At 57.9% G+C, this 18,921-nt stretch carries 16 protein-coding genes; 7 read left to right on the top strand and 9 right to left on the bottom strand.

Translation table 11 applies throughout. The features are described 5' to 3' along the window. Window positions 1–13: 13 nt before the first annotated feature. From FYJ63_RS07355 to FYJ63_RS07330, 6 genes are all read right to left on the bottom strand, one after another. A complete protein-coding gene (locus FYJ63_RS07355) occupies window positions 14–1,195 on the bottom strand; it encodes a glycosyltransferase family 4 protein (protein ID WP_154545285.1) in 1,182 nt (393 codons plus the stop codon). 35 nt (window positions 1,196–1,230) lie between these two features. After that, the gene (locus FYJ63_RS07350) at window positions 1,231–2,451 is read right to left on the bottom strand and encodes a glycosyltransferase family 4 protein (RefSeq protein ID WP_154545283.1); all 1,221 of its coding nucleotides are present in this window, start codon (window positions 2,449–2,451) and stop codon (window positions 1,231–1,233) included. Window positions 2,452–2,453: 2 nt separating this feature from the next. Then, the gene (locus FYJ63_RS07345) at window positions 2,454–3,440 is read right to left on the bottom strand and encodes a Gfo/Idh/MocA family protein (protein ID WP_154545281.1); all 987 of its coding nucleotides are present in this window, start codon (window positions 3,438–3,440) and stop codon (window positions 2,454–2,456) included. Between the two features lie 2 nt (window positions 3,441–3,442). Next, window positions 3,443–4,543, bottom strand: a complete 1,101-nt coding sequence (locus tag FYJ63_RS07340; RefSeq protein ID WP_154545279.1) for a DegT/DnrJ/EryC1/StrS family aminotransferase — start codon at window positions 4,541–4,543, stop codon at window positions 3,443–3,445. Between the two features lie 32 nt (window positions 4,544–4,575). Further along, window positions 4,576–5,178, bottom strand: a complete 603-nt coding sequence (locus FYJ63_RS07335; RefSeq protein WP_154545277.1) for an acyltransferase — start codon at window positions 5,176–5,178, stop codon at window positions 4,576–4,578. A 119-nt stretch (window positions 5,179–5,297) separates the two neighbouring features. Continuing rightward, window positions 5,298–7,607, bottom strand: a complete 2,310-nt coding sequence (locus tag FYJ63_RS07330; protein ID WP_154545275.1) for a cell wall-binding repeat-containing protein — start codon at window positions 7,605–7,607, stop codon at window positions 5,298–5,300. Between the two features lie 215 nt (window positions 7,608–7,822). Between FYJ63_RS07330 and FYJ63_RS07325 the strand changes: the two genes are divergently transcribed. Both FYJ63_RS07325 and FYJ63_RS07320 read left to right on the top strand, forming a co-directional pair. Continuing rightward, a complete protein-coding gene (locus FYJ63_RS07325) occupies window positions 7,823–8,524 on the top strand; it encodes a glycosyltransferase family 2 protein (RefSeq protein WP_277028605.1) in 702 nt (233 codons plus the stop codon). Further along, window positions 8,524–8,934, top strand: a complete 411-nt coding sequence (locus FYJ63_RS07320; protein WP_154545271.1) for a DUF2304 domain-containing protein — start codon at window positions 8,524–8,526, stop codon at window positions 8,932–8,934. Before FYJ63_RS07325 ends, FYJ63_RS07320 begins: the two co-directional genes overlap by 1 nt. 365 nt (window positions 8,935–9,299) lie before the next feature. Here the strand turns inward: FYJ63_RS07320 and FYJ63_RS07315 are convergent, their stop codons facing one another. Next, on the bottom strand, window positions 9,300–10,214 hold the full coding sequence (locus tag FYJ63_RS07315) for a glycosyltransferase family 2 protein (RefSeq protein WP_154545269.1): 915 nt from the start codon (window positions 10,212–10,214) through the stop codon (window positions 9,300–9,302). A gap of 109 nt (window positions 10,215–10,323) precedes the next feature. Between FYJ63_RS07315 and FYJ63_RS07310 the strand changes: the two genes are divergently transcribed. Together FYJ63_RS07310 and FYJ63_RS07305 are read left to right on the top strand one after the other, a co-directional pair. After that, complete coding sequence (locus FYJ63_RS07310; RefSeq protein ID WP_420846021.1) at window positions 10,324–11,568, top strand: LCP family protein; 1,245 nt, start codon at window positions 10,324–10,326, stop codon at window positions 11,566–11,568. Continuing rightward, window positions 11,568–12,818 carry an LCP family protein gene (locus FYJ63_RS07305; protein WP_154545267.1) on the top strand — a complete coding sequence of 417 codons (1,251 nt, stop codon included), beginning with the start codon at window positions 11,568–11,570 and terminating at the stop codon, window positions 12,816–12,818. The genes FYJ63_RS07310 and FYJ63_RS07305 overlap by 1 nt, the downstream gene beginning before the upstream one ends. A gap of 94 nt (window positions 12,819–12,912) precedes the next feature. Here FYJ63_RS07305 and FYJ63_RS07300 read toward each other — a convergent pair whose 3' ends face one another. Together FYJ63_RS07300 and FYJ63_RS07295 are read right to left on the bottom strand one after the other, a co-directional pair. Further along, window positions 12,913–14,085: an AAA family ATPase gene (locus FYJ63_RS07300; protein WP_229770054.1), complete on the bottom strand. Its 1,173-nt coding sequence runs from the start codon at window positions 14,083–14,085 to the stop codon at window positions 12,913–12,915. Between the two features lie 161 nt (window positions 14,086–14,246). Continuing rightward, entirely contained in the window at window positions 14,247–15,575 is a 1,329-nt protein-coding gene (locus FYJ63_RS07295; RefSeq protein ID WP_338106871.1) for a dihydrolipoyl dehydrogenase family protein, read from the bottom strand. 216 nt (window positions 15,576–15,791) lie between these two features. Here FYJ63_RS07295 and FYJ63_RS07290 point away from each other — a divergent pair, with 216 nt between their 5' ends. Genes FYJ63_RS07290 through FYJ63_RS11210 form a run of 3 tightly spaced genes read left to right on the top strand, consistent with a single transcriptional unit; the run spans window position 15,792 to window position 18,760 of the window. Then, a complete protein-coding gene (locus FYJ63_RS07290) occupies window positions 15,792–17,279 on the top strand; it encodes a glycoside hydrolase family 1 protein (RefSeq protein ID WP_154545263.1) in 1,488 nt (495 codons plus the stop codon). Beyond that, window positions 17,276–18,583 (top strand): MFS transporter, encoded by a 1,308-nt coding sequence (locus tag FYJ63_RS07285; protein WP_338106870.1) that lies wholly within the window; start codon window positions 17,276–17,278, stop codon window positions 18,581–18,583. Before FYJ63_RS07290 ends, FYJ63_RS07285 begins: the two co-directional genes overlap by 4 nt. 15 nt (window positions 18,584–18,598) lie before the next feature. After that, on the top strand, window positions 18,599–18,760 hold the full coding sequence (locus tag FYJ63_RS11210; RefSeq protein ID WP_338106878.1) for a ribbon-helix-helix protein, CopG family: 162 nt from the start codon (window positions 18,599–18,601) through the stop codon (window positions 18,758–18,760). The last annotated feature ends 161 nt before the right edge of the window (window positions 18,761–18,921 follow it).

Raw genomic sequence — 18,921 nt, 5'->3', positions numbered from 1 at the left:
CTAGAAATTCCCCTTACCAGCCCCGCCAAGAGGGGAGCGCGGCAAGGAGTGCGTTACTCTCTTCAAGAGAGGATTCGAGGACAGCCTCATAGACGCGCCGATAGGACATGCCCACAGTCGCGCTGGAAAAGGCCTGGCCGATGCTTCCGGCAATTGCCTCGGCGCTCGGTTCATTCGGTTTTGCATTCAGCAAGTGCTCCACCGCATCGGCATATTCCCCCACATCGTGGTGCTCCAGGGCAATCCCGACAAAATCGCGCATGTAGTCGGGGTGCCCCCCGGCGGCCCCAACCGCGACTGGTCGCCCGTTCAAGATGGCTTCGGCGCAAGACACAAAGAAGTTATCCCCGTGGGTGGGTCCGATAAATAAATCCGCGGACTGCAGCTCCCGATAGACATCTTCAGGAGGAAGCGGGCCGGTCAGTCGCAGCGTAACACCGTGGCTGGCGGCATAGTTGCGAGAGGCCTCTTCTAAGGGGCCAGACCCCACCCAGGTGAGTTCCGCACTACGACCTCGCTTGAGAAGTTCCGCCACCACTTTCAGCGCGAAAATCGGATCTTTTCGCTCCACCAAGCCGCCAACCGACACGAGCCTCCACGGCTCGGTTTTGGCGGTGTCGCGGCGTGGGGTGAGAGTCGAAGCGGGTTCGACCACGCACGGCACTTCCACAGTCGGTTTTTGCGAGCTTTCCCCGCGTGCTCGCCGAATCGGGGCGGAGAGGTAAGGACACACGGAAGTCACTACATCGGGCAGTTTTTCGAGCGCCAACACCCCCGGACGAGCCACGCGCAGCGCCACTCCCAAGGTATCGGGATTGGTGAGCCCCGACCAGTGTTCGGTGTGCACCCAAGGAATTTTCTGTGCCTCTAGGGAACCCGCTCGCGCAGCCGCTACTGGCGCCAGCGCGCTCATCGCCATGGAATGCACCACGTCGGAGCCCTGAAGATAAGTCGGCAGCACGCGGCCAACCCGTGCCACCCCAACTGGTGAAAACGTGCGGAAGGGAATCCGGCGAATCTTTATGCCTTCATATTCTAGTTCTCGAGTGCCATCATCAACCTGCGGCGCCACGAGATGCACCAACCGCACCTCCACGCCCGCCTCGGCAATCGCATGGAGATCCTTGACGATGAACGCTCCGGAAGCGGGGGCTTTCTCGGTGGGAAACCAGGTGGAAACAGCGGTGACTTTCATTCCCCTATTGTTTCACACTCCCATGGCCGCAATGCTTAGAGTTTCGCCGTTTCGAGAACAACCTTGGCGGCGCGGGATCCCGTGTTGGCTAGGGAGTGATTGTTCAAAACCCACTCCCGAAGACCACTGAACTGGCGCGTGCCACTGAGAACTGTGCGCATTGCCTCCGCGACTGCCGTGGCCTCCCAGTCACAGGCCAGTCCCAGCCCAGATTTCCTGATATCGTCCGCGGCGGGCCCGGAACCGGCATAGATGACTGGTGTTCCACAGGCCAAGGCGGAAAACACCTTGGTCGGATAGGCCTCCTCATACCCCTGAGAGGGTCGAATCGAGACTAAGCAGGCTTTCGCCGCGCGTTGCCAGGCAGCAGCTTGCTCGGCTCCGACTTGGCCAAAAAATACCTTGTCGGGCGCTAAACGCGCGGTGGCATTTTGCAAAGACTCCCACGCCGCACCTTGACCAATAAACAGCAACCGTGCGCGCGGAAACTCCTCCACGATCTTTCCGAATGCCTCTACGAAAACTTCTGCCCCCTGCCATTCCGAGGCAGTTCCGGCATATACCAGCCACTCACCGTCCTCGGGATTTGCACCCAGAACCGCTTGGGCTTCAGGGGCAGCACCTGTGTCGGTGAACACCTCCGTGTCAATCCCGTTGCGAACCACGGCGACCCGAAGAGCCCCGAGTTCTTTACAGCGCTTAGCGAACTGCGGTGTGACCGTGAGAACTCGCGACGCTCCGCGAAGCGCGAACTGTTCCACTGTCCGCAAAGTCCAAACCACCCAGCGCGGCACATCCATCCCCGCAGCCGCATCAGACCAAATGTCGGCGGCGTAATAGACATAGGGACGACGTTTTAGCGCGGCCACTAGGCGCAGAACTGCCCCGGTCGTGGGTGGAGGCTCATTGACATACACCCGCGGGGCGGGAGCCAGCAGGAGGCGAAAAAAAGCAGGAATATCGAAACTCAGATATGATAAATACCCGCGAATATAACCCGTTTTGTCACGTTTTGCCTGTACCCGGCGCACCCGCAGTAAACTCCGCCGGTACGCGTCTGCTTCCAGAAGCTCCTCCGCTCGCGAGCGACCTCGGCGGTCAGTGCCGGGGGCGGGAATAGTGGTCAAAACGTCCACCTTCGTTCCCGCATCGGCGAGTGCCTTTACAAGAGCCTCCAGACGAAAAGATGCCGCCGCCGATTCCGGAGCAAAAATCCTCGAGACCAGGGTCACATCGGGATGCATTCGGTAACCCATATTTAGAGTTTCACTGTTTTGCCGCAAGCCGCGGATTCGAGCATGGCATCAAGCACTCTCAGCGTCTCTAACGCCTCAGCAATAGGGACGATTCGCGAGACATCGCCGTTGATCGCAGCCACGAAGTTCTCGTGCTCCACCCGAAGCGGTTCACGCTGGTCAAGAGCATATTGGCGGACCTCCCCGACGCTAACCCCGCGCACGTTCGCGACTTGATCCCATTCGACGACTTTGGTGCCGTTTTCGTAGAAAGTCAAAGTCGAGTTCATGGTGTCAGCCACCAAGGCGCCTTTCTCGCCGGTCACTGTCGTCACGCGCTCTTTGTAGGGGCTGAACCAGTTGACGATATGGTTGACCAACACCCCGTTTTCCAACACCCCTGTCGCCACCACGAGGTCTTCATTGGGGCGCCCGGACTTGCGGGCGGTGCGCGCGGCTATCTCCTGGTAATGCGAGCCGGCAATCCACGCGGTTAAGTCCACGTCGTGGGTTGCGAGGTCTTTAATGACCCCGACGTCAGCAATCCGAATGGGGAAGGGCCCTTGGCGTCGGGTAGCGATTTGGAAAATTTCTCCGAGATCTCCGGCCTGTACTCGTTTCGAGAGCTCCATAAGCGCCGGATTGCACCGTTCCACATAGCCGGTGGCTCCGATAAGATTCGCGTCGCGGTAGGCCGCGACGATGGCTTCGCCGTCCTCGAGGGTGCTAGCCAGGGGTTTTTCAATGAGCGCATGTACACCTGCGGCGGCTAGCTGCAAAGCAATATCCTTGTGGAATTCGGTAGGCACGGCAACAATGGCCGCTTCTATTCCCGCCGCGATCAGCGCCTCAACGTCAGGCAGAACTTCCATGTCCCCCGCCACCCCGAACTTGTCTCCCGCCGGATCCGCTAGAGCCACGAGGGTCTCGCCAGGGGTTTCTCGCACGTTACGGACGTGGTGGCGCCCCATACTTCCGATGCCGATTACACCAACTTTAATGTCTTCCATGTTTACGCACCAGCTCCTGCGAGTCTATTCACGGCTTCAACAATCCGCTCCAAGTCCTCCTGGTCCAGCGACGGATGCACCGGCAGGGAAATCACCTCGCGGGCCGCCGCTTCGGTAGCCGGCAAATCGAGGCCCGGCGCGAAATGTGTCAGCGACGGCAAGCGGTGGTTTGGAATCGGGTAATAAACCCCGGAACCGACCTGGTATTCGTCCTTCAGCGCCGCCACGAAACCATCGCGATCCTCCGGAACCCGAATCGTGTACTGGTGGAAGACATGGGTCGCCTCCGGTGCGATTGGTGGCACCTTTACGCCCTTGAGGTTCGCACTCAAGAAAGCCGCGTTCTCTTGGCGCCGCTTGGTCCAGCCCCCAACCTTCTTTAACTGCTCGCGCCCAATCGCGGCGTGGATATTTGTCATGCGCAGATTAAAGCCCACGACCTCGTTTTGGTATTGCTTTTCCATGCCCTGGTTGCGGAAAAGGCGAGCCACCCGCGCGAGCTCGTCAGTCTCACAGGTAATCATCCCACCTTCACCGGAGGTCATGTTCTTGGTCGGGTAAAGCGAAAATGCCCCGAAAGTCCCGAAAGTCCCGACCTGAGCCCCATTCCAGGTTGCGCCGTGCGCCTGGCAGGCGTCTTCAAAAATCTTCAAGTCGTGCTTCACGGCGATCTCTCCCAAAGCAGTCATATTCGCGGGGTGTCCGTAAAGGTGTACCGGCAAAATCCCCTTGGTTTTCGGGGTAATCGCCGCTTCCACGGCGTTCGGATCCAAACAGAAGTAATCGCCTTCGATGTCTGCAAAAACCGGCGTCGCGCCGGTCAAAGCCACCGAGTTGGCGGTGGCAGCAAAGGTGAAGGAAGGCACGATGACTTCGTCGCCAGACCCGATTCCGGCGGCCAACAAGCCGCACAACAGCGCAGATGTCCCCGAATTCACCGCCACGGTCGGTCTCCCGCCACCGAGCAAGCCCGAAAACTCGGATTCAAAATCGGCCACGACCGAGCCCTGAGCAAGCATCCCAGTCTGTAATACCTCGTCCACCGCGCGGCGTTCTTCAACTCCAATAATCGGCTTGGCTGCGGGGATAAAATCTTTACTCATCGTGTTCCTTCCGTTATGTGGGTCTTCCACAGTCAGTTATTTTCGTCTAACGTCAAAGTTTCGTTTGTTTCCGTGTAAGTTTCGCCGGTCATCGGGCAGCGCCATTTGTTGGGCTCACCTTCCACAGCCTCTAGACGCACCCCGGCACGCCCCACCCAGCCAATTCGCTTTGCTGGCACGCCTACCATTAATGCAAAGTCCGGCACGTCGCGTGTCACGACCGCGCCGGACCCAACCGTGGCCCACTGACCGACAACGCAAGGCGCTACGCACACGGCGCGCGCCCCAATCGCCGCGCCGCGTTTCACGGTCACTCCCACCGCGTCCCAGTCCGAGGCAGATTTTAGGGAACCGTCAGGGTTGACCGCGCGCGGCCACTCGTCGTTGGTTAAAACCGCCGCCGGGCCAATGAACACCCCGTCTTCCAACTCGGCGGGTTCATAAACCAAGGCATAGTTTTGGATCTTGCAGTTGTCTCCCACCCGAACGCCCGCATCAATGTAGGCTCCGCGCCCGAGAATACAGTTTTCGCCCAGCCGCGCCCCCTCGCGAACCTGGGCATAGTCCCATATGGAACAGCCCTCGCCAACCGTTGCGTCTGGGGAAACTTGGGCAGTATCGACTATGCGGGTCATATTTTCCTCTCGAATTGCGCAACCCGGTCGGGTCCTCGAATAACGCCACGACCTATCTTAGTCACTTAAAAGCAGTGGGAGGAGCGACCTAAGTCGCACCCCGCCACGTGTGTTGACATTTACATCAGTGAATAGACCACCGCCTGGTGAACTTGGGTCATAGCCACGGCCGCATCCCCACCCAGCGAGGTAACAAACTTGGCTCCGAGACGATTGATTTCTCCGCCCGCGTTGCCGTCCAGAGTCGCGCCAGCCGAGTTCGGCAACAACAGAATCGGGCCGTCGGTCAAGACCCCACCAGCCACGGCATCAACCGGATTGGAGCCGGAAGCCAGATAGACCCTAGCGGCCCCCTCCGGATAACGGTATTGGCTGATGGCGCGCGCCGTCCCATAACGGTCGGCTCCAGCAATCCGACTGGAGGAACGACCCGCCGCGGCTTGATTCAAGATTTCATCCGAAACCGCGCCGGTTCCACCCAAGGCAATCACAGTCGATGGGGCAATCTTGCGAATAGCGGAGCTCACCGCAGCCGGCAGCTTGCCGGAACTCGGCACCAGCAGCACTGGCCCATCAATCAGTGAACCAGCAGCTAAGGCATCGACTCCCTTGCTTTGCTCCGCAAGGTAAACCGCACTCATTCCGGGATTGGTTTGCGTCACCTGCACTGCGATTTGGGCGGCAGTTTCCGCGCGATTTCCACCGGCAAGACGTGAGGTCGAAGCTGATCCGGCAACCGCCCGCAGGGTGGATTCGTTTACCGCTCCGTAACCACCCAAGGCGACCACGCGCTTTGCACCGGTTGATGCGATATAGGACTTTACTTTGTAAACAGTATCTTGACCCGAGTTCACCAGCACAATCGGACCGTCAGTCAAGGCTCCTCCAGCCAGCGCGTCCGCGGTGTTATCAGAACGGGCTAAATAGACTGTGTTTGTTCCACTCGGGAAGGCATGTTTAGCAATCTCGATAGAGGTATCAATCCGGTTGGCTCCAGCCAGTTGCAACGGGATACCACCGGCAGTCTGTTCTCGCTCAGCAGTTACATAGTTGGGTTCTTTCACGGTGTACCACGGAACCGCGATGTAATCCGCCACCAGCTTCCGCACTGTCGGAAGATAGTCATAGAAGGCCTGACCGGGGCAAGCAGTCGCGCCCACATCGCGGTGACCGGAAACGACCGGAACATGAATCACGGTTCCATTCGCCTTGGTCACCGGAGTTGACATATTAAACGGATCCATTCCGACCGGAAGCTTGTAGGTAATCACCTTGGCGACCGTGGCAACAGCCGCATCGGAGGGCCTAAAATTGGAGTAGTTGCCAAGGACGGAGATTCCGAAAGTCGATTGGTTCACACCCGAAGCATGTGCTCCAATCGTGTTATAAGACCAAAAGTCGCCGTCGCGCCCCTGCCAGGCACGCCCGTAGTTATCGACCAAAACGTTGTAGCCGATATCTCCCCATTTGAGGCTCAGCGCGTGGTAGCGATAAATGGCGCGCAAGATTCCCGGCACCGCTTCTGCGGAATAATCATTTTGGCTAGCAGTGTGGTGAACCACCGCCGCCTGCACTTTTCCGGCTCGTGGGGTCCAGGTTCGCCAGCTCGGATCGGCTCCCCAAGCATCGCGGGTCAGCAATTCTACGGGCCCATCCGTTGCGGGAACATTAGTCCAAGCATTGGCGGGGGGCTGCGGCTGCACTTGTTGACCGGAATCGTCCGTGGAAGGATCGTTGTTCGGAGTTCCCCCATCTTTCCCACCGGCTTGAGCCGGAACCGGTCCCGCTAGAGTCGAGCCCGTTTCCGGAAGCGCAAATTTGTTGTCTTCCACGCGAGTGCCGGGGTCAATCACCTCCAGTTGCGGTTGGATGTTGGCGGTCGAATCCGACATCACCAAGGCGATCTCGACTTTAGCCGCATTCACCACAATCCAAGCTTCAGTGGCTTTGGTCTGGCCATCCGCGCTGGTTTCAAACTCTTCGCCAACGGTTTCCCAATCGGTCCAAGCGCCGCCTTTCAAGGTGCGCCCGAGAACTGCTAGCGGTTGGGGACCCGAGGCCGGCCATTTCGCGGCCACCAAAGCCACTACGGAATCAATCTCTGCGGTGGCAGTGAGCTTCACCGTCTGGTCCGGAGTCGCGAGGCCCGAGGTGAATTTTTGGGTCAAAGTGCGACCGTTTTCATCTTGGGCAGAAAGAGGTGAAGCCGCGCTGAATTCTCTGATTTTTTCGTTCAGGGTCGTTTCCGGAAGATTCGGCAAAGTCTCGACCTCGCGAAAATCCGAGCTCAGGGTGTCACTCCCCGACTGGTTCATCATTGTCGACGGAACCGCTCCAATCGCAGGGACACCTCCCCACAAGCTAATGGCGGCAACGGTTGCGAGCGCTCCGGTCCAGAAGTTGGCTCCCCCAAGGTGATTCTTTCCCATGTTTCCTCCTAAACATCCGGAAATAAGCTTTCCCGATTTTTCCACCAATCGCAACCTATGCTCTGGTATTCCCACCAGCGAGGTTGTGTTTGGTTATGTTTAGCATTCAATTTTAACAATGTTAACATTAGTAACATACCTGATTTGAGGTTTGCTGTCTAGGCATGGCACGCCGTGTTTCTAAAATGAGTTGCCGTCATGACACAATGAGAGACGTGAACGAAACCGAGAAAACACGTAGGGCCGGAGAAGAAGTTGCTCTTATCGTGCCGATTTATAATGAAGGCTCGGTGGTGAAAGAGGTCATTAAAAATGCCCTCCAGACGTTTCCAAATGTCATCGCAATTGATGATGGTTCTACCGATGATTCCGCTCAACTCGCCCACGAAGCCGGAGCCACCGTCCTGCGTCACGCCATAAACCTTGGCCAAGGCGCGGCGCTGCAAACCGGAATCTCCTTTTTTCTGCAAGCCAGCGACCTGCCATACCTGGCGACCTTTGACTCCGATGGTCAACATTCCACTGCCGATGTGGAAGCCATGTGGGAAAAGGCACGAACGGAAGGTCTCGATATCGTCTTTGGCTCGCGTTTCTTGTCCACTCATCAAGAGATGGGCCTCGCCAAACGCGTGGTCTTGAAAACCGCGGCTTGGGCCACCGCGAAAACTACGCGGATGCGGTTGACCGATGCCCATAATGGTTTGCGGCTACTCTCTCGCCGCGCCGCCTCAACCCTGCATTTACAGCAAAACCGGATGGCGCACGCCTCGGAGATTGTGGCCCAACTCGGACGTTCCGGACTTCCTTGGGCCGAAGCACCAGTCAATATTCGCTACACGGATTATTCGCGCGCTAAGGGCCAGTCTCTATGGAACTCAATTAATATCGTCGCCGATTTGATTATGGGGGTGCGCTGATGGCTTTGGTTTCGGGGAATGTTTTCGGGATCTTAGTGCCTGTTCCCGCAGTGAGCTGGGCGGAGGCATCGCATCTGGGGATTAAAATCGTCCTGCTTTTGGCGGTGGTTTTCGGGCTCATCTATGTCTCGCGGCTCAAGGGAGCTCGCAACTTGGCGATGCGCCGAATCCTCGCCCTCCTGTTTGCAATCGGTGCCGCGATTGCCATTATCTATCCGCCGGTGATTTCCGCCGTGGCGCGGTTTCTCGGGGTTGGGCGCGGGACTGATTTGCTGCTCTATGCGCTGGTGGTGGTGGTATTGGCGACTTGGCTCGTCCAGTGGCGTTACAATATCGCCGTCCAGGCTCGCCTCACCGAGCTCACCCGTCAGGTCGCCCTTGCCAACCCCGAAAAGCCCTCCGAAGACTAGCTTCCTTGGACGTCACCTCTGCGCGGTAGGTTTTCTGTTCTGTTAGTGGGTTTCTGAGCCTCTTGGGGACAACCGCTCGGCATTGTGCTCGACGTGCACTTGGGTGAGGCACTGGTGGTTCTTTTGGTCGGGCTCTTCGGAGCGGACGCGAACCCTAGCGGGACGGAAGGGGAAGTATCCCCTCGAAACTGCTACTGTGTAGCAGTTTCTCACCCTTCAGTCCCGCTGCGGGTTTCGCATTACCGCTCCTTGAGCCCTACTGAGTGGTCACGTTACGTAACCCGCGCACGAGTGCTACGCAAGCACGAACTACCACGCCGAGACCCAAGCGGCTCCGAAGCACATAAAAAACCGAGAGGGACGTTCTAGTTATGGCGAAGGAGCAGGTAGAGGCGGAGTTGCAGGCCGAGGTTGATGAGGGCAAGGATGGGTCGCCAGTGGGGTTGGGGATAGAGATGGCGGAGGAATAGAGAAGCGGATTCGTGGTGAGCCCGCAGGACGCGGGTATTCAGTTTGGAGCCAGCGGAGGCGGAGGTGCCAGCGGGGGCGGCGGTGCCGGCGGTGAGGTTTCCCGTGGAGGCACCTTGTTGATGAATCACCTCGACACCTGCGACCAGAAGCGAAGTCTTCCCGAGTTTCCGCCGCGCTTTCAGCCCCAAGTCGGCGTCCTCAAAATACATAAAGAAGCGCTCATCGAAACCGCCCATCGCTTCCCAGTCCTCGCGCCGCACCACGAGGCAGGCCCCGGAAAGCCAGTCCACTTCTGTGTCTCCTTGTCCTCTCCAGGCACTCCCCCAATAGCGTGCTGTCCAGGGATTCTCCGGCCAAATCCGGGCGAAGAGTGCGTGGCCGATACCGATTGAAAAATAGGGGAAGGAACGTCCCGTCGGATAGCGATTTCCGCTGCCGTCAACCAGCGCCGGCCCCACTATCGCCGCCTGAGGATGAGTCTCGGCCGCGTCAATCAGCGCGTCCAGGGAAGCGGGCGTGAACTGTAAATCCGGATTCGCCATCACCACCCAAGGCTCCGCCCCTCGCGCCCCCAGATTAGAAGACACCCCGAATCCGGGGTTATCGGGTCTAGAAATGTAGTCCGCGCCGTGTTTCTCACAAATCTTTTGTAACGCTACGTCTGGAGCCTCCGCGTTATCAACCACTACGGCTTGCAAAGGGCGATTCGTAGCCCCGCGCAGACTCTCCAGCAACTGCCGCACCCCATCGGAAGATTGATAAGACACCGTCACCACGCGAATCTGGGGAGGGGCAGCGCTTTCAGTCATGGGCTATCCGTCTCCGTTCCCCTACTTGTGGGCTAAAAAAATTCAGCAAATGCGCCGTGTCAGGTCACCCCAACCGGCAATTGGCACTCAATAAGTTTACAATGACGAAGTGATTATGAACCGACATCCTCTCGCCAGCCACGCAGCGAGTCTACCTCGCCGCCACCGCGCCGGGAGGATTATCGCCACAATCGTGGTTTTTCTCGCAGTTTTCGGAGTATCTTTTGCTTCCTTGGTGATCGCAGACGTGTCGTCTTGGACAAATAAGACCGACATTTCTGCCCTGCTCGGAGGAAAACACCAGGAAAAACCGAAGAATCCCGAAGACAGTTTTGCTAATCGAGATCTCAATATTCTCGTCATCGGTTCGGATTATCGCGCGAAAAAGGAATACGACGAAACCGGTCAACTCGTCACCGGAATGCGCGCTGATACGACGCTCCTGGCCCATATCAGCGCCGACCGTAAACGCATTGAAGTCATGTCGATTCCTCGAGACCTGATGGTGGATCGCCCCGAATGCACCCGTCAAAACGGCACTGACGAGCCCGCTTCTCGGGGAAAAATCCAGTTCAACTCCGTTTTCGCTCTTTTGAGCGAGGACAAGTATGTTGCTCCCGCCACCGCCTGCACCCTGAAAACGGTTGAAGACCTTACGGGGATTTACATCGACGAGTTCGTGGTGGTGGACTTTGATGGATTCCAAGACATGGTGGCGGCACTCGGCGGGGTGCCGATGTGTTTCGATGAACCGGTAAAGGATGTTACCGCCGGACTCTATCTCGATGCGGGCTGCCAAAACCTTGACCCCACTCAGGCCTTGGCCTACGCTCGCGCCCGCAAGAGTCTCGGCGATGGCTCAGATATTTCTCGCATCGGACGTCAGCAACAGCTCATTGGCGCCATGATGAAAGAAGCCAAGAGCCGCAACTTTCTCACGGATTTGCCTTCTCTCTATGCCTTTTTGAAAGCCGGAATGAAGTCTTTGACAACTTCCCAGACCTTTGGTTCAGCCACGAACATCGGCGGGCTTGCGCTCTCCCTTTCCAAATTGGAGCCTTCCCATATCCGGTTCTACACCCTCCCCTTCGAGGAATACGCCCCCGATCCAGCTCGAGTGGCAGTGGCGGACAATGCCTCTGAACTGTTTGATGCCCTGCGACTTGATGAACCGATTCCGACGACTTTCCCGTACCAGGATTTAGACGGCAACAAGGTTGAGCCGACTCCGGAAACTACCAATACGGCGAATCCCGATAGCGTCGGCAACGTGGGCAGCGGTTCCACCGGAGAATTGAACGGCTCCAACAGCACCTCGAGCAATCTGCCAACTAGAAACGGGAGCGTTGGCTAATGGGTTTGCCCCCGTCTTTTCCTCCTGCTTCTGCTTCGCCACGCGAGGCCGAGGGGGCACGCCCGGGGGCAAAAACGGCTATCACCGTTGGGAATGCTCAGCAAAGGCCCGCCGGTGAGACCAAGTACCTGCCGGTGACGCCGGTTGGCGGCTCCTCACCAGAGGCCTCCCTCCCGCCGACGTACCCTCACCAAAGCGCCACCCCACCGGCGTATTCTCCCCACCAGAACACCACCCCACCGGCGCACCCCCAAGAAGTAAACCCCTCGATTCCCCCCGCCAAGCTTGGGCGGATTCGAACCCGTCATCCGGTACGCCGATTTTTCCTGATTTTGCTGTTCGTCATCCTGGTCGCAGCGCTGGTCATTGTGTTTTGGGGACTGTTCTTGGTGGCCAGGGTCGATAACCAAATCGGACGGGTTGATGCCCTCAGCGGCGCAGCCAACACCCCGGGAACCACTTGGCTTATTGCCGGTTCCGATTCCCGCGAGGGCCTCGTAAATGATGGCACCGAGGGCCAGCGATCGGATTCGATTATTCTGGTTCACCAAGCCGCAAACGGGAAAGCCGCAGTGGTGTCGCTCCCCCGCGACACCTACACCCAGATTCCCGGCAAAGGAGCCGCGAAATTAAACGCAGCCTTCTCTTGGGGCGGCCCCACGCTTCTAGTCCAGAGTGTGGAGGGACTGACGGGTCTCACGGTGGATCACTACGTGCAAGTCGGCATGAGCGGTGTTTCCGAGATTGTAGACGGTTTGGGTGGTATTAATCTCTGCTGGGACCAGACTTTCCACGACCGGATGACCGGTTTCGGCTGGGAGGCCGGTTGCCATGACGTTGATGGCAACGCCGCGCTGCTGTTTTCGCGGATGCGCTACGCTGATCCACGCGGCGACATCGGCCGCACCGACCGCCAGCGCCTGGTGATTTCCCAGGTCCTCCGCAAGTCCCTCAGCCCCGATGTCATCCTGTCTCCGCCGAAGCAGGTGGCGCTGGCCGACGCCGGTTCGAGTGCTCTAACGGTGGACCGAGATATGAAAGCATTAGACATCGCAAAGTTGGTTTTGGCGATGCGCCAGGCCTCCTCCGACGGGCTCCAGGGGGTACCCCCGATTTCTTCGCTGGGCTACAATCCCGGCCACGGGGTGGGATCCACGGTGCTTTTGGATCCCGACAAAATTGAGGGCTTTTTCGCCGCTCTCCGCGAAGGAACTCTCACTCCCTCGGATTTCCAGACTCAACCGAGCTAATTTTTGAGTTGTTGTCGACATAAAAACTACTTTTTTTGAATTTATTGCCTTATAAGGCAATAAATTCAAAAAAAGTATGAGTTAGGCGCAAGACTCAAGATGCCCTCTCGCGATATTTGCGGATTTCTCCTTGGCCGCTCGTCCCGTCGATAGCATAAACCGACAGCCAGCCGTCCTTTTCGACCCCTGATTCCAGGTCAATCACCCCGGGCAGGACGAAATTCTCCCGTCCCTCGTTGCGGTGTCCGTGAAGCTGTACCAACTCCGAATCCCCCATCTCCTCGAAATTCCGGAACTCATAGCGACGCCGATAGGTGTTTGCTCTGGTCCCCACCCCAAAAATAAAGTAATCATCGGGCAAGTCACAGCGTCCGGTTTCGCGAATCTCACGAATTGTGGAGGGCAGAACCCCACCGTGGGAGACAAAAAATTCTTTACCCGCGGTCTTGAAGTCATAGAAAGGCACTGTCGATCGATACCAGTCTTCTAGCTGGGGGCGGGTCGCTCCGGCGGTGAGGAGCTGTTTCATAGTGACATCGGTGGCGGTTTTGGTGCCGCGACCCTTTAGCGCATTCAACAAGGACTTCTCGTGGTTTCCGGTCACAACCACGGCGTCAAGGGTTTTGAGCAAGCGCCACACTTTTCCGGCGTCGGGTCCGCGGTCAAAGAGATCGCCGACAAAGACCCACTTCGTGTCGGGAGTCCCCAGCTCCTCCACGGCCTTCCCCAAGGCCTCCCCACAAGACTGGACGTCACCCACAACCACCACCGGACGATTCCCGAGGTCAATCTGGAAAGTTTTGAAACAATCCAACATCTGAGATGGAGTGATGGTTTGCGGCGGAGGTACAGAAGCGAAACGGTCCAAGAATGACTCAATGTCGGGGATTTTATCCCCGCCGCGCCTGTCGTTTCGAGAAATGAGTTCCTCACGGCTGACCTGGGTAAAATCCACTGCGAGGACGTCGTAGCCGTGAGAATCAGCCAAGGCATGCCACCCCGCGCGGGACCGTTCCGAGGCGTTGACCGCATCGATGATAACGGGTGAGCCCAAAAACATGAGGTTATCGGCCTGTTCGGAAACGATGCGGCGAGCCAGACGCTGCAAGTGTTCTCCAGCAATCAAAACCTGCCCGCCATCGGTAGCGGGAATATAGCGGGAAAAGAGGCGCCGAATTTCGTCGGCGCTGACTGAGAACTCCGCGAGCTGGTTTTCTTGCACAAAGGTGGTTTTCCCGGATCCTTGCGGGCCGTAAAGTATAAACATTTTGCGCATTCTTCCGCCACTTTCGCGTGTTTTCAGCCTGAATCTCTCAGGGAATCCGGGCCTTCTCACTCTCTTTATAAAAACCCAGTCAGGCTCCCCTTACCCTTCCGTTTTATCAAATCCAGGTAAATTTCCCCAAACTTAGCGGTGGACCAGGCAACTCAGACGAGCCCGTTAAAGACCTCCGTCGAAGCGGGGTGGGTCCAGATTCCGTCGCGCAAACTAGACCAAGTTCCTCCCAATCTCATGGTTTGGGCCACCAGGTTAATGAGTTCTTGGGAGTCCACGCAGTAAAGCGCGGCGCCGAGAATTTCATCGCTCGTGGCGTCAACAATGACTTTCGCCATCCCCTGCGGTTTGCCGAGAATCTTTGGCCGTGGCATCACCGGAATCTCCGCGATTTTCTTGGCGAGGACGCGAATCTCCCTTCCGGTTTCTCGGGCTTGTGCCTCGGTCAAACCGACCATTGCCAGCGGCGGGTCGAGGAAAGTCGTGTTCGGCACCGCCACGCGGTCAGCAGTCGTGCGGTTGCCTTTCTTGAGCAGGGTGCTTTCCAAGACGCGGTTGTCATCAAAGGAGATATAGGTAAACTGCGGCCCGCCGTTGATGTCTCCAACCGCATAGATTCCCTCCACGCTGGTACGGAGTTTCTCATCCACTTTGATGAATCCTCGGTCATCCAGTTCCACCCCCGCAGCCTCGAGGCCGAGCCCGGCGGTGGCAGGAGTACGACCAGCAGCCACCAATACCGCATCCGCGAAGACCTCGTCCGCTCCGACCTGAACTGCGAGTTCACTCCCTTTCCGAGTGATTGACTTGGTGTCTTGCCCCATCAGGAAACGCACGCCCTGTGATTCCATGACTTCCTGGACCAAGCCAGCCACGTCCTCATCCACTCGCGGCAGGAATCTCTCCGAACGGTTCACCACCGTCACTTCCGAGCCGAAGCCGGAGAACATGGCGGCGAATTCGAGGCCCACGAAACTGGCTCCAACAATGAGCAGGCTCTGCGGGAGGGGATCGACGTGCTGGATGGTAGTGGAATCGTAGACTCCTTCGAGATCGATCCCGGGGATCTCCGGCTTTGCCGGAGTCGTGCCGGTGTTGACAATTATCGTGTCCGCGGTGATTCCAAATTCCTCGCCCTTTGCGCCGTCGACTCCCTCAAGGGTGACATCGTTAGGTCGTCCCGCTGACGGGGTGACTGCGAGAGTGTGGGGCGCGGTGAAACGGGCGAATCCATCGATCAAAGTGATTTTTCCCTCTAGCATCCCATAGTTGACGGAGTTCAATTTGGCAATAAACTCGTCGCGGCACCTGACGGCTTGGCGGAAATACTCCGCGGCCGGGTTCTCTTCGTGACGACGCAGCGCGCTGGTGATGAGGGTCTTGGTCGGGATGCAGGCAATGTTGATGCAAGACCCGCCATACATCTTGGCGGAGCGTTCAATCAAGACAACCTTCTGACCAGTGGCCGCCAGCTTCAGCACCAGAGACTTTCCGCTTTTGCCTCAACCAATAATTGCCGTATCAAAATGAGCCATTTTGTCCCTTTCCTTTTGAAAACTTAGTCGTTAAATCGAAATCGCTTTGCGCGATGTAACCGCCGTTCATGTGACTTTTCTCGAGGAAATCGCCCCCGGATTTGTCAGCGTTTTGTTCTCCCGACACTAGCCCCCAGCCAGTTCATCTCTTATACTTAAACCATGACTAACTTCCACAATGATGTTCAAGATTTAGCCTCAAAGTTGGCTTTTCCCGCAAGTTTTGTTTTCGGCACCTCTACGGCGTCCTATCAGATTGAGGGGGGTGCCGGCGAGGGAGGGCGCGGCTCGAGCATCTGGGACACTTTCGCCCACACCCCGGGAACCATCATCGATGGCACCACCGGCGACGTGACATCCGACCACTATCATCACTGGCAAGAAGATATAGCCTTGATGAGTGAAGCCGGCTTGAAAGACTACCGCCTGTCGCTGTCTTGGACGCGTCTTTTCCCGGATGGAACCTTGGCAAGTGGGCCGAATCCGCAAGGTGTGGAGTTCTATAACCGAATCTTCGACGGGCTCGTAGAGGCGGGAATCCGACCGATGGTGACGCTCTACCACTGGGATTTGCCCCAGGCGCTCCAAGATGCGGGCGGATGGCTTAATCCAGACACGGTGGTGCGGTTTGTGGAATACAGTGTAGCTGCCTTCGAACTCTTTGGAGACCGCGTCACTCACTGGGTTCCGATTAATGAACCCAATGTTCACACCCTGCTCGGCCACGCTATCGGAACCCACGCTCCAGGTCTAACACTGGGCTACGAGGCGCTCGGGGTGGGCCACGCTCTCAATCTCGCCCACGGTGCGGCAGTAAGGGCCCTGCGGGAAGCCGGCGCGAAGTCGATTGGGACGGCAACAAACCACTGTCCGGTGATGCCGAGCGACCCGAACAATCCGATGGATATCCAGATGGCGGGGCTGTATCACGCCATCTACAATCTCTTCTTCTCCGATGCGATGCTGCGCGGGGCCTATCCCGAAGAATTACTCGCTTTGGTAGAGAGCGAGGCCGGTTCGGAGGTTGCCGCCCAGATGCGCGCGGAGGTCGTGGGAGCCCAAGCGCCCCTGGATTTCTACGGAGTGAACTACTATGAGCCCGCCGTGGTGCGCTCGCGGATAAACCCCGACGGCAGTCCCATCCCCGAGGTAGCTCCTCCCACGGAGCCTCGCAAGCACGTTGACGGGGCGGGGCTTTACGATATGCCCGCGGAGATTCCTTTCCTGATTGAATCCCTGCCGACCAAAGAGCGCACCGGCTTTGACTGGGCGATCTACCCCGAGGGTTTGACAGAAATCATGGTGGATATGTTGGCGCGGTACGGGCAGGAACTTCCCCCGCTCGTCGTGACCGAAGGTGGGGTGTCCTTCCCCGATGAGGTGGTGGGAGGTGCGGTGCATGACACGGCACGAATTGACTATCTCGCTAGACATCTGCTGGCCGTGTCCGCAGCGTGCGCAAAAGGCGTTGACGTGCGCGGATACTACGTGTGGTCCTATCTGGATAACTGGGAGTGGGCCGATGGGATTGGCCAACGTTTCGGGCTGGTATATGTTGACTTCGATGACCCGAGCCGCCGACGTCTCCCCAAGGATTCTTTCCACTGGTTTTCCGAGCTCGTCCGGATGGTTAAGGCGGTGGCCCCGTGAGTACAGAATCGTCCCTCGAATCAGAGCCGTTGGGCTTCTACGGTCGCAGTGGCGGGCGGTTTACGGCGCGAATTCCCGCCGACGCGCCCTTAGAAAAACCGCGGAAAACATGGCGTTTCTCAGTGACGCTGGCGAATCTCGGGGTCTACACGGCCTGGTTCGGGCCGATTCAAGTTCTCCTCGGACTCCAGGCGGCCGCGATCGCGCCCGACCATAAGGAATACGTGTTATCCCTGGTGACAGGCGTGGGGGCTTTTGTCTCCGCCATCGGCAACCCGGTTTTCGGAGCTCTGTCGGACCGGACAACCTCACGTTTCGGAAGGCGCCTCCCCTGGGTGTTTTGGGGGACGGCTATCGGCGCTCTCGGGCTGGTGGGACTGGCTTTTGCAGGGAGCGTCTGGGCGATGGTAGTGGCTTGGGCTCTGGTCCAGGCGTCCCTAAACGCCATGTACGCCGCCATCACAGCTACGATCAATGACCAGGTCAAAATCGAGTACCGCGGCCAGATGGGCGGCTGGCTCGGGATTGGCCAAACCGTTGGCGTGGTCGCGGGAACCGGCGTCGCGGCGGCGGTGAGCGGAATCACCGCCGGCTACTTGGTTTGTGCCGCACTTTTGGTGGCGTTCGTACTGCCGTATCTTTTCACCAGTCGCGACCGGTTTTTACGCCGTAAACCCGGGGATTTTCATCTCTTGGCGTTCCTGCAGCGCTTTTGGGTTTCACCAAAGAAATACCCGGATTTCGCCTGGACCTGGGCGAGCCGCTTCCTGATTAACCTCTCCAACGCGCTTTGTACTCTCTACCTGCTGTTCTACCTGATGGATGCGGTGAAATACCAAGACGCGGAGATTGGGGTGTTCATTCTCTCGGGGCTCTATGCGCTTTTCACCGTGGCTTCGACTCTGCTTGCCGGCATGGCCTCGGACAGAATGGGCCAGCGCAAGCCCCTCGTGATAGCTTCGGGAATCGTGATGGCAATCTCCGCTGCGGTTTTGGCGGGACTCCAAACTTGGCCGGGCGCGATTGTGGGAGCGATTTTGCTCGGCATCGGCTACGGAATCTACGTTTCGGTGGACTTCGCTTTGACGACCCAGGTGTTACCGCCGACCAATGATGCTGCTCGCGATCTTGGAGTCATCAATATTGCCGCTGCGCTCCCCCAGGCTCTCGCCCCGGTTTTGGCCGCCCCCTTGGTGAAGGCATTTAGCGACTACACCGCCGGATATGCCGCGCTCTATGTCTTCGCTGCCGTCGTCGCCGTCTTGGGCGCGCTGCTCGTTACCCGCGTAAAATCCGTGCGCTAGGGCCTCCGTGAGACAATCGGTGGGTCGCGCTCTCTTAGCGCCGAAGGCAGCGCGGTCTTATCCGTAAAAATTCCTGTCGCCATGAAACGAGCCATTGCCGAGGAGGCAAAGAAAGAAAACGTCACCACCAGCGAGCTAGTTCGCGCCCTCCTGACAAAATCTCTCATCGAAGTCTAAGCGTTCGGGTGGCGATCCAAGACCGCCACCCGAATCCACACCTAGTGTCTCTTGACGGAGAATTCTAGTGTAGTCAGCGGGTCAGACCTCTACGGCATAATGACCGAAGGGAATGCAGCCGGAAGGGTCTGACCCTAGATGGCGTAGCGAAACAAACCTAC

It is taken from the genome of Mobiluncus porci, assembly GCF_009695935.1.
Classification (GTDB): domain Bacteria; phylum Actinomycetota; class Actinomycetes; order Actinomycetales; family Actinomycetaceae; genus Mobiluncus; species Mobiluncus porci.
This window is presented reverse-complemented; position numbering and strand designations above follow the sequence as displayed.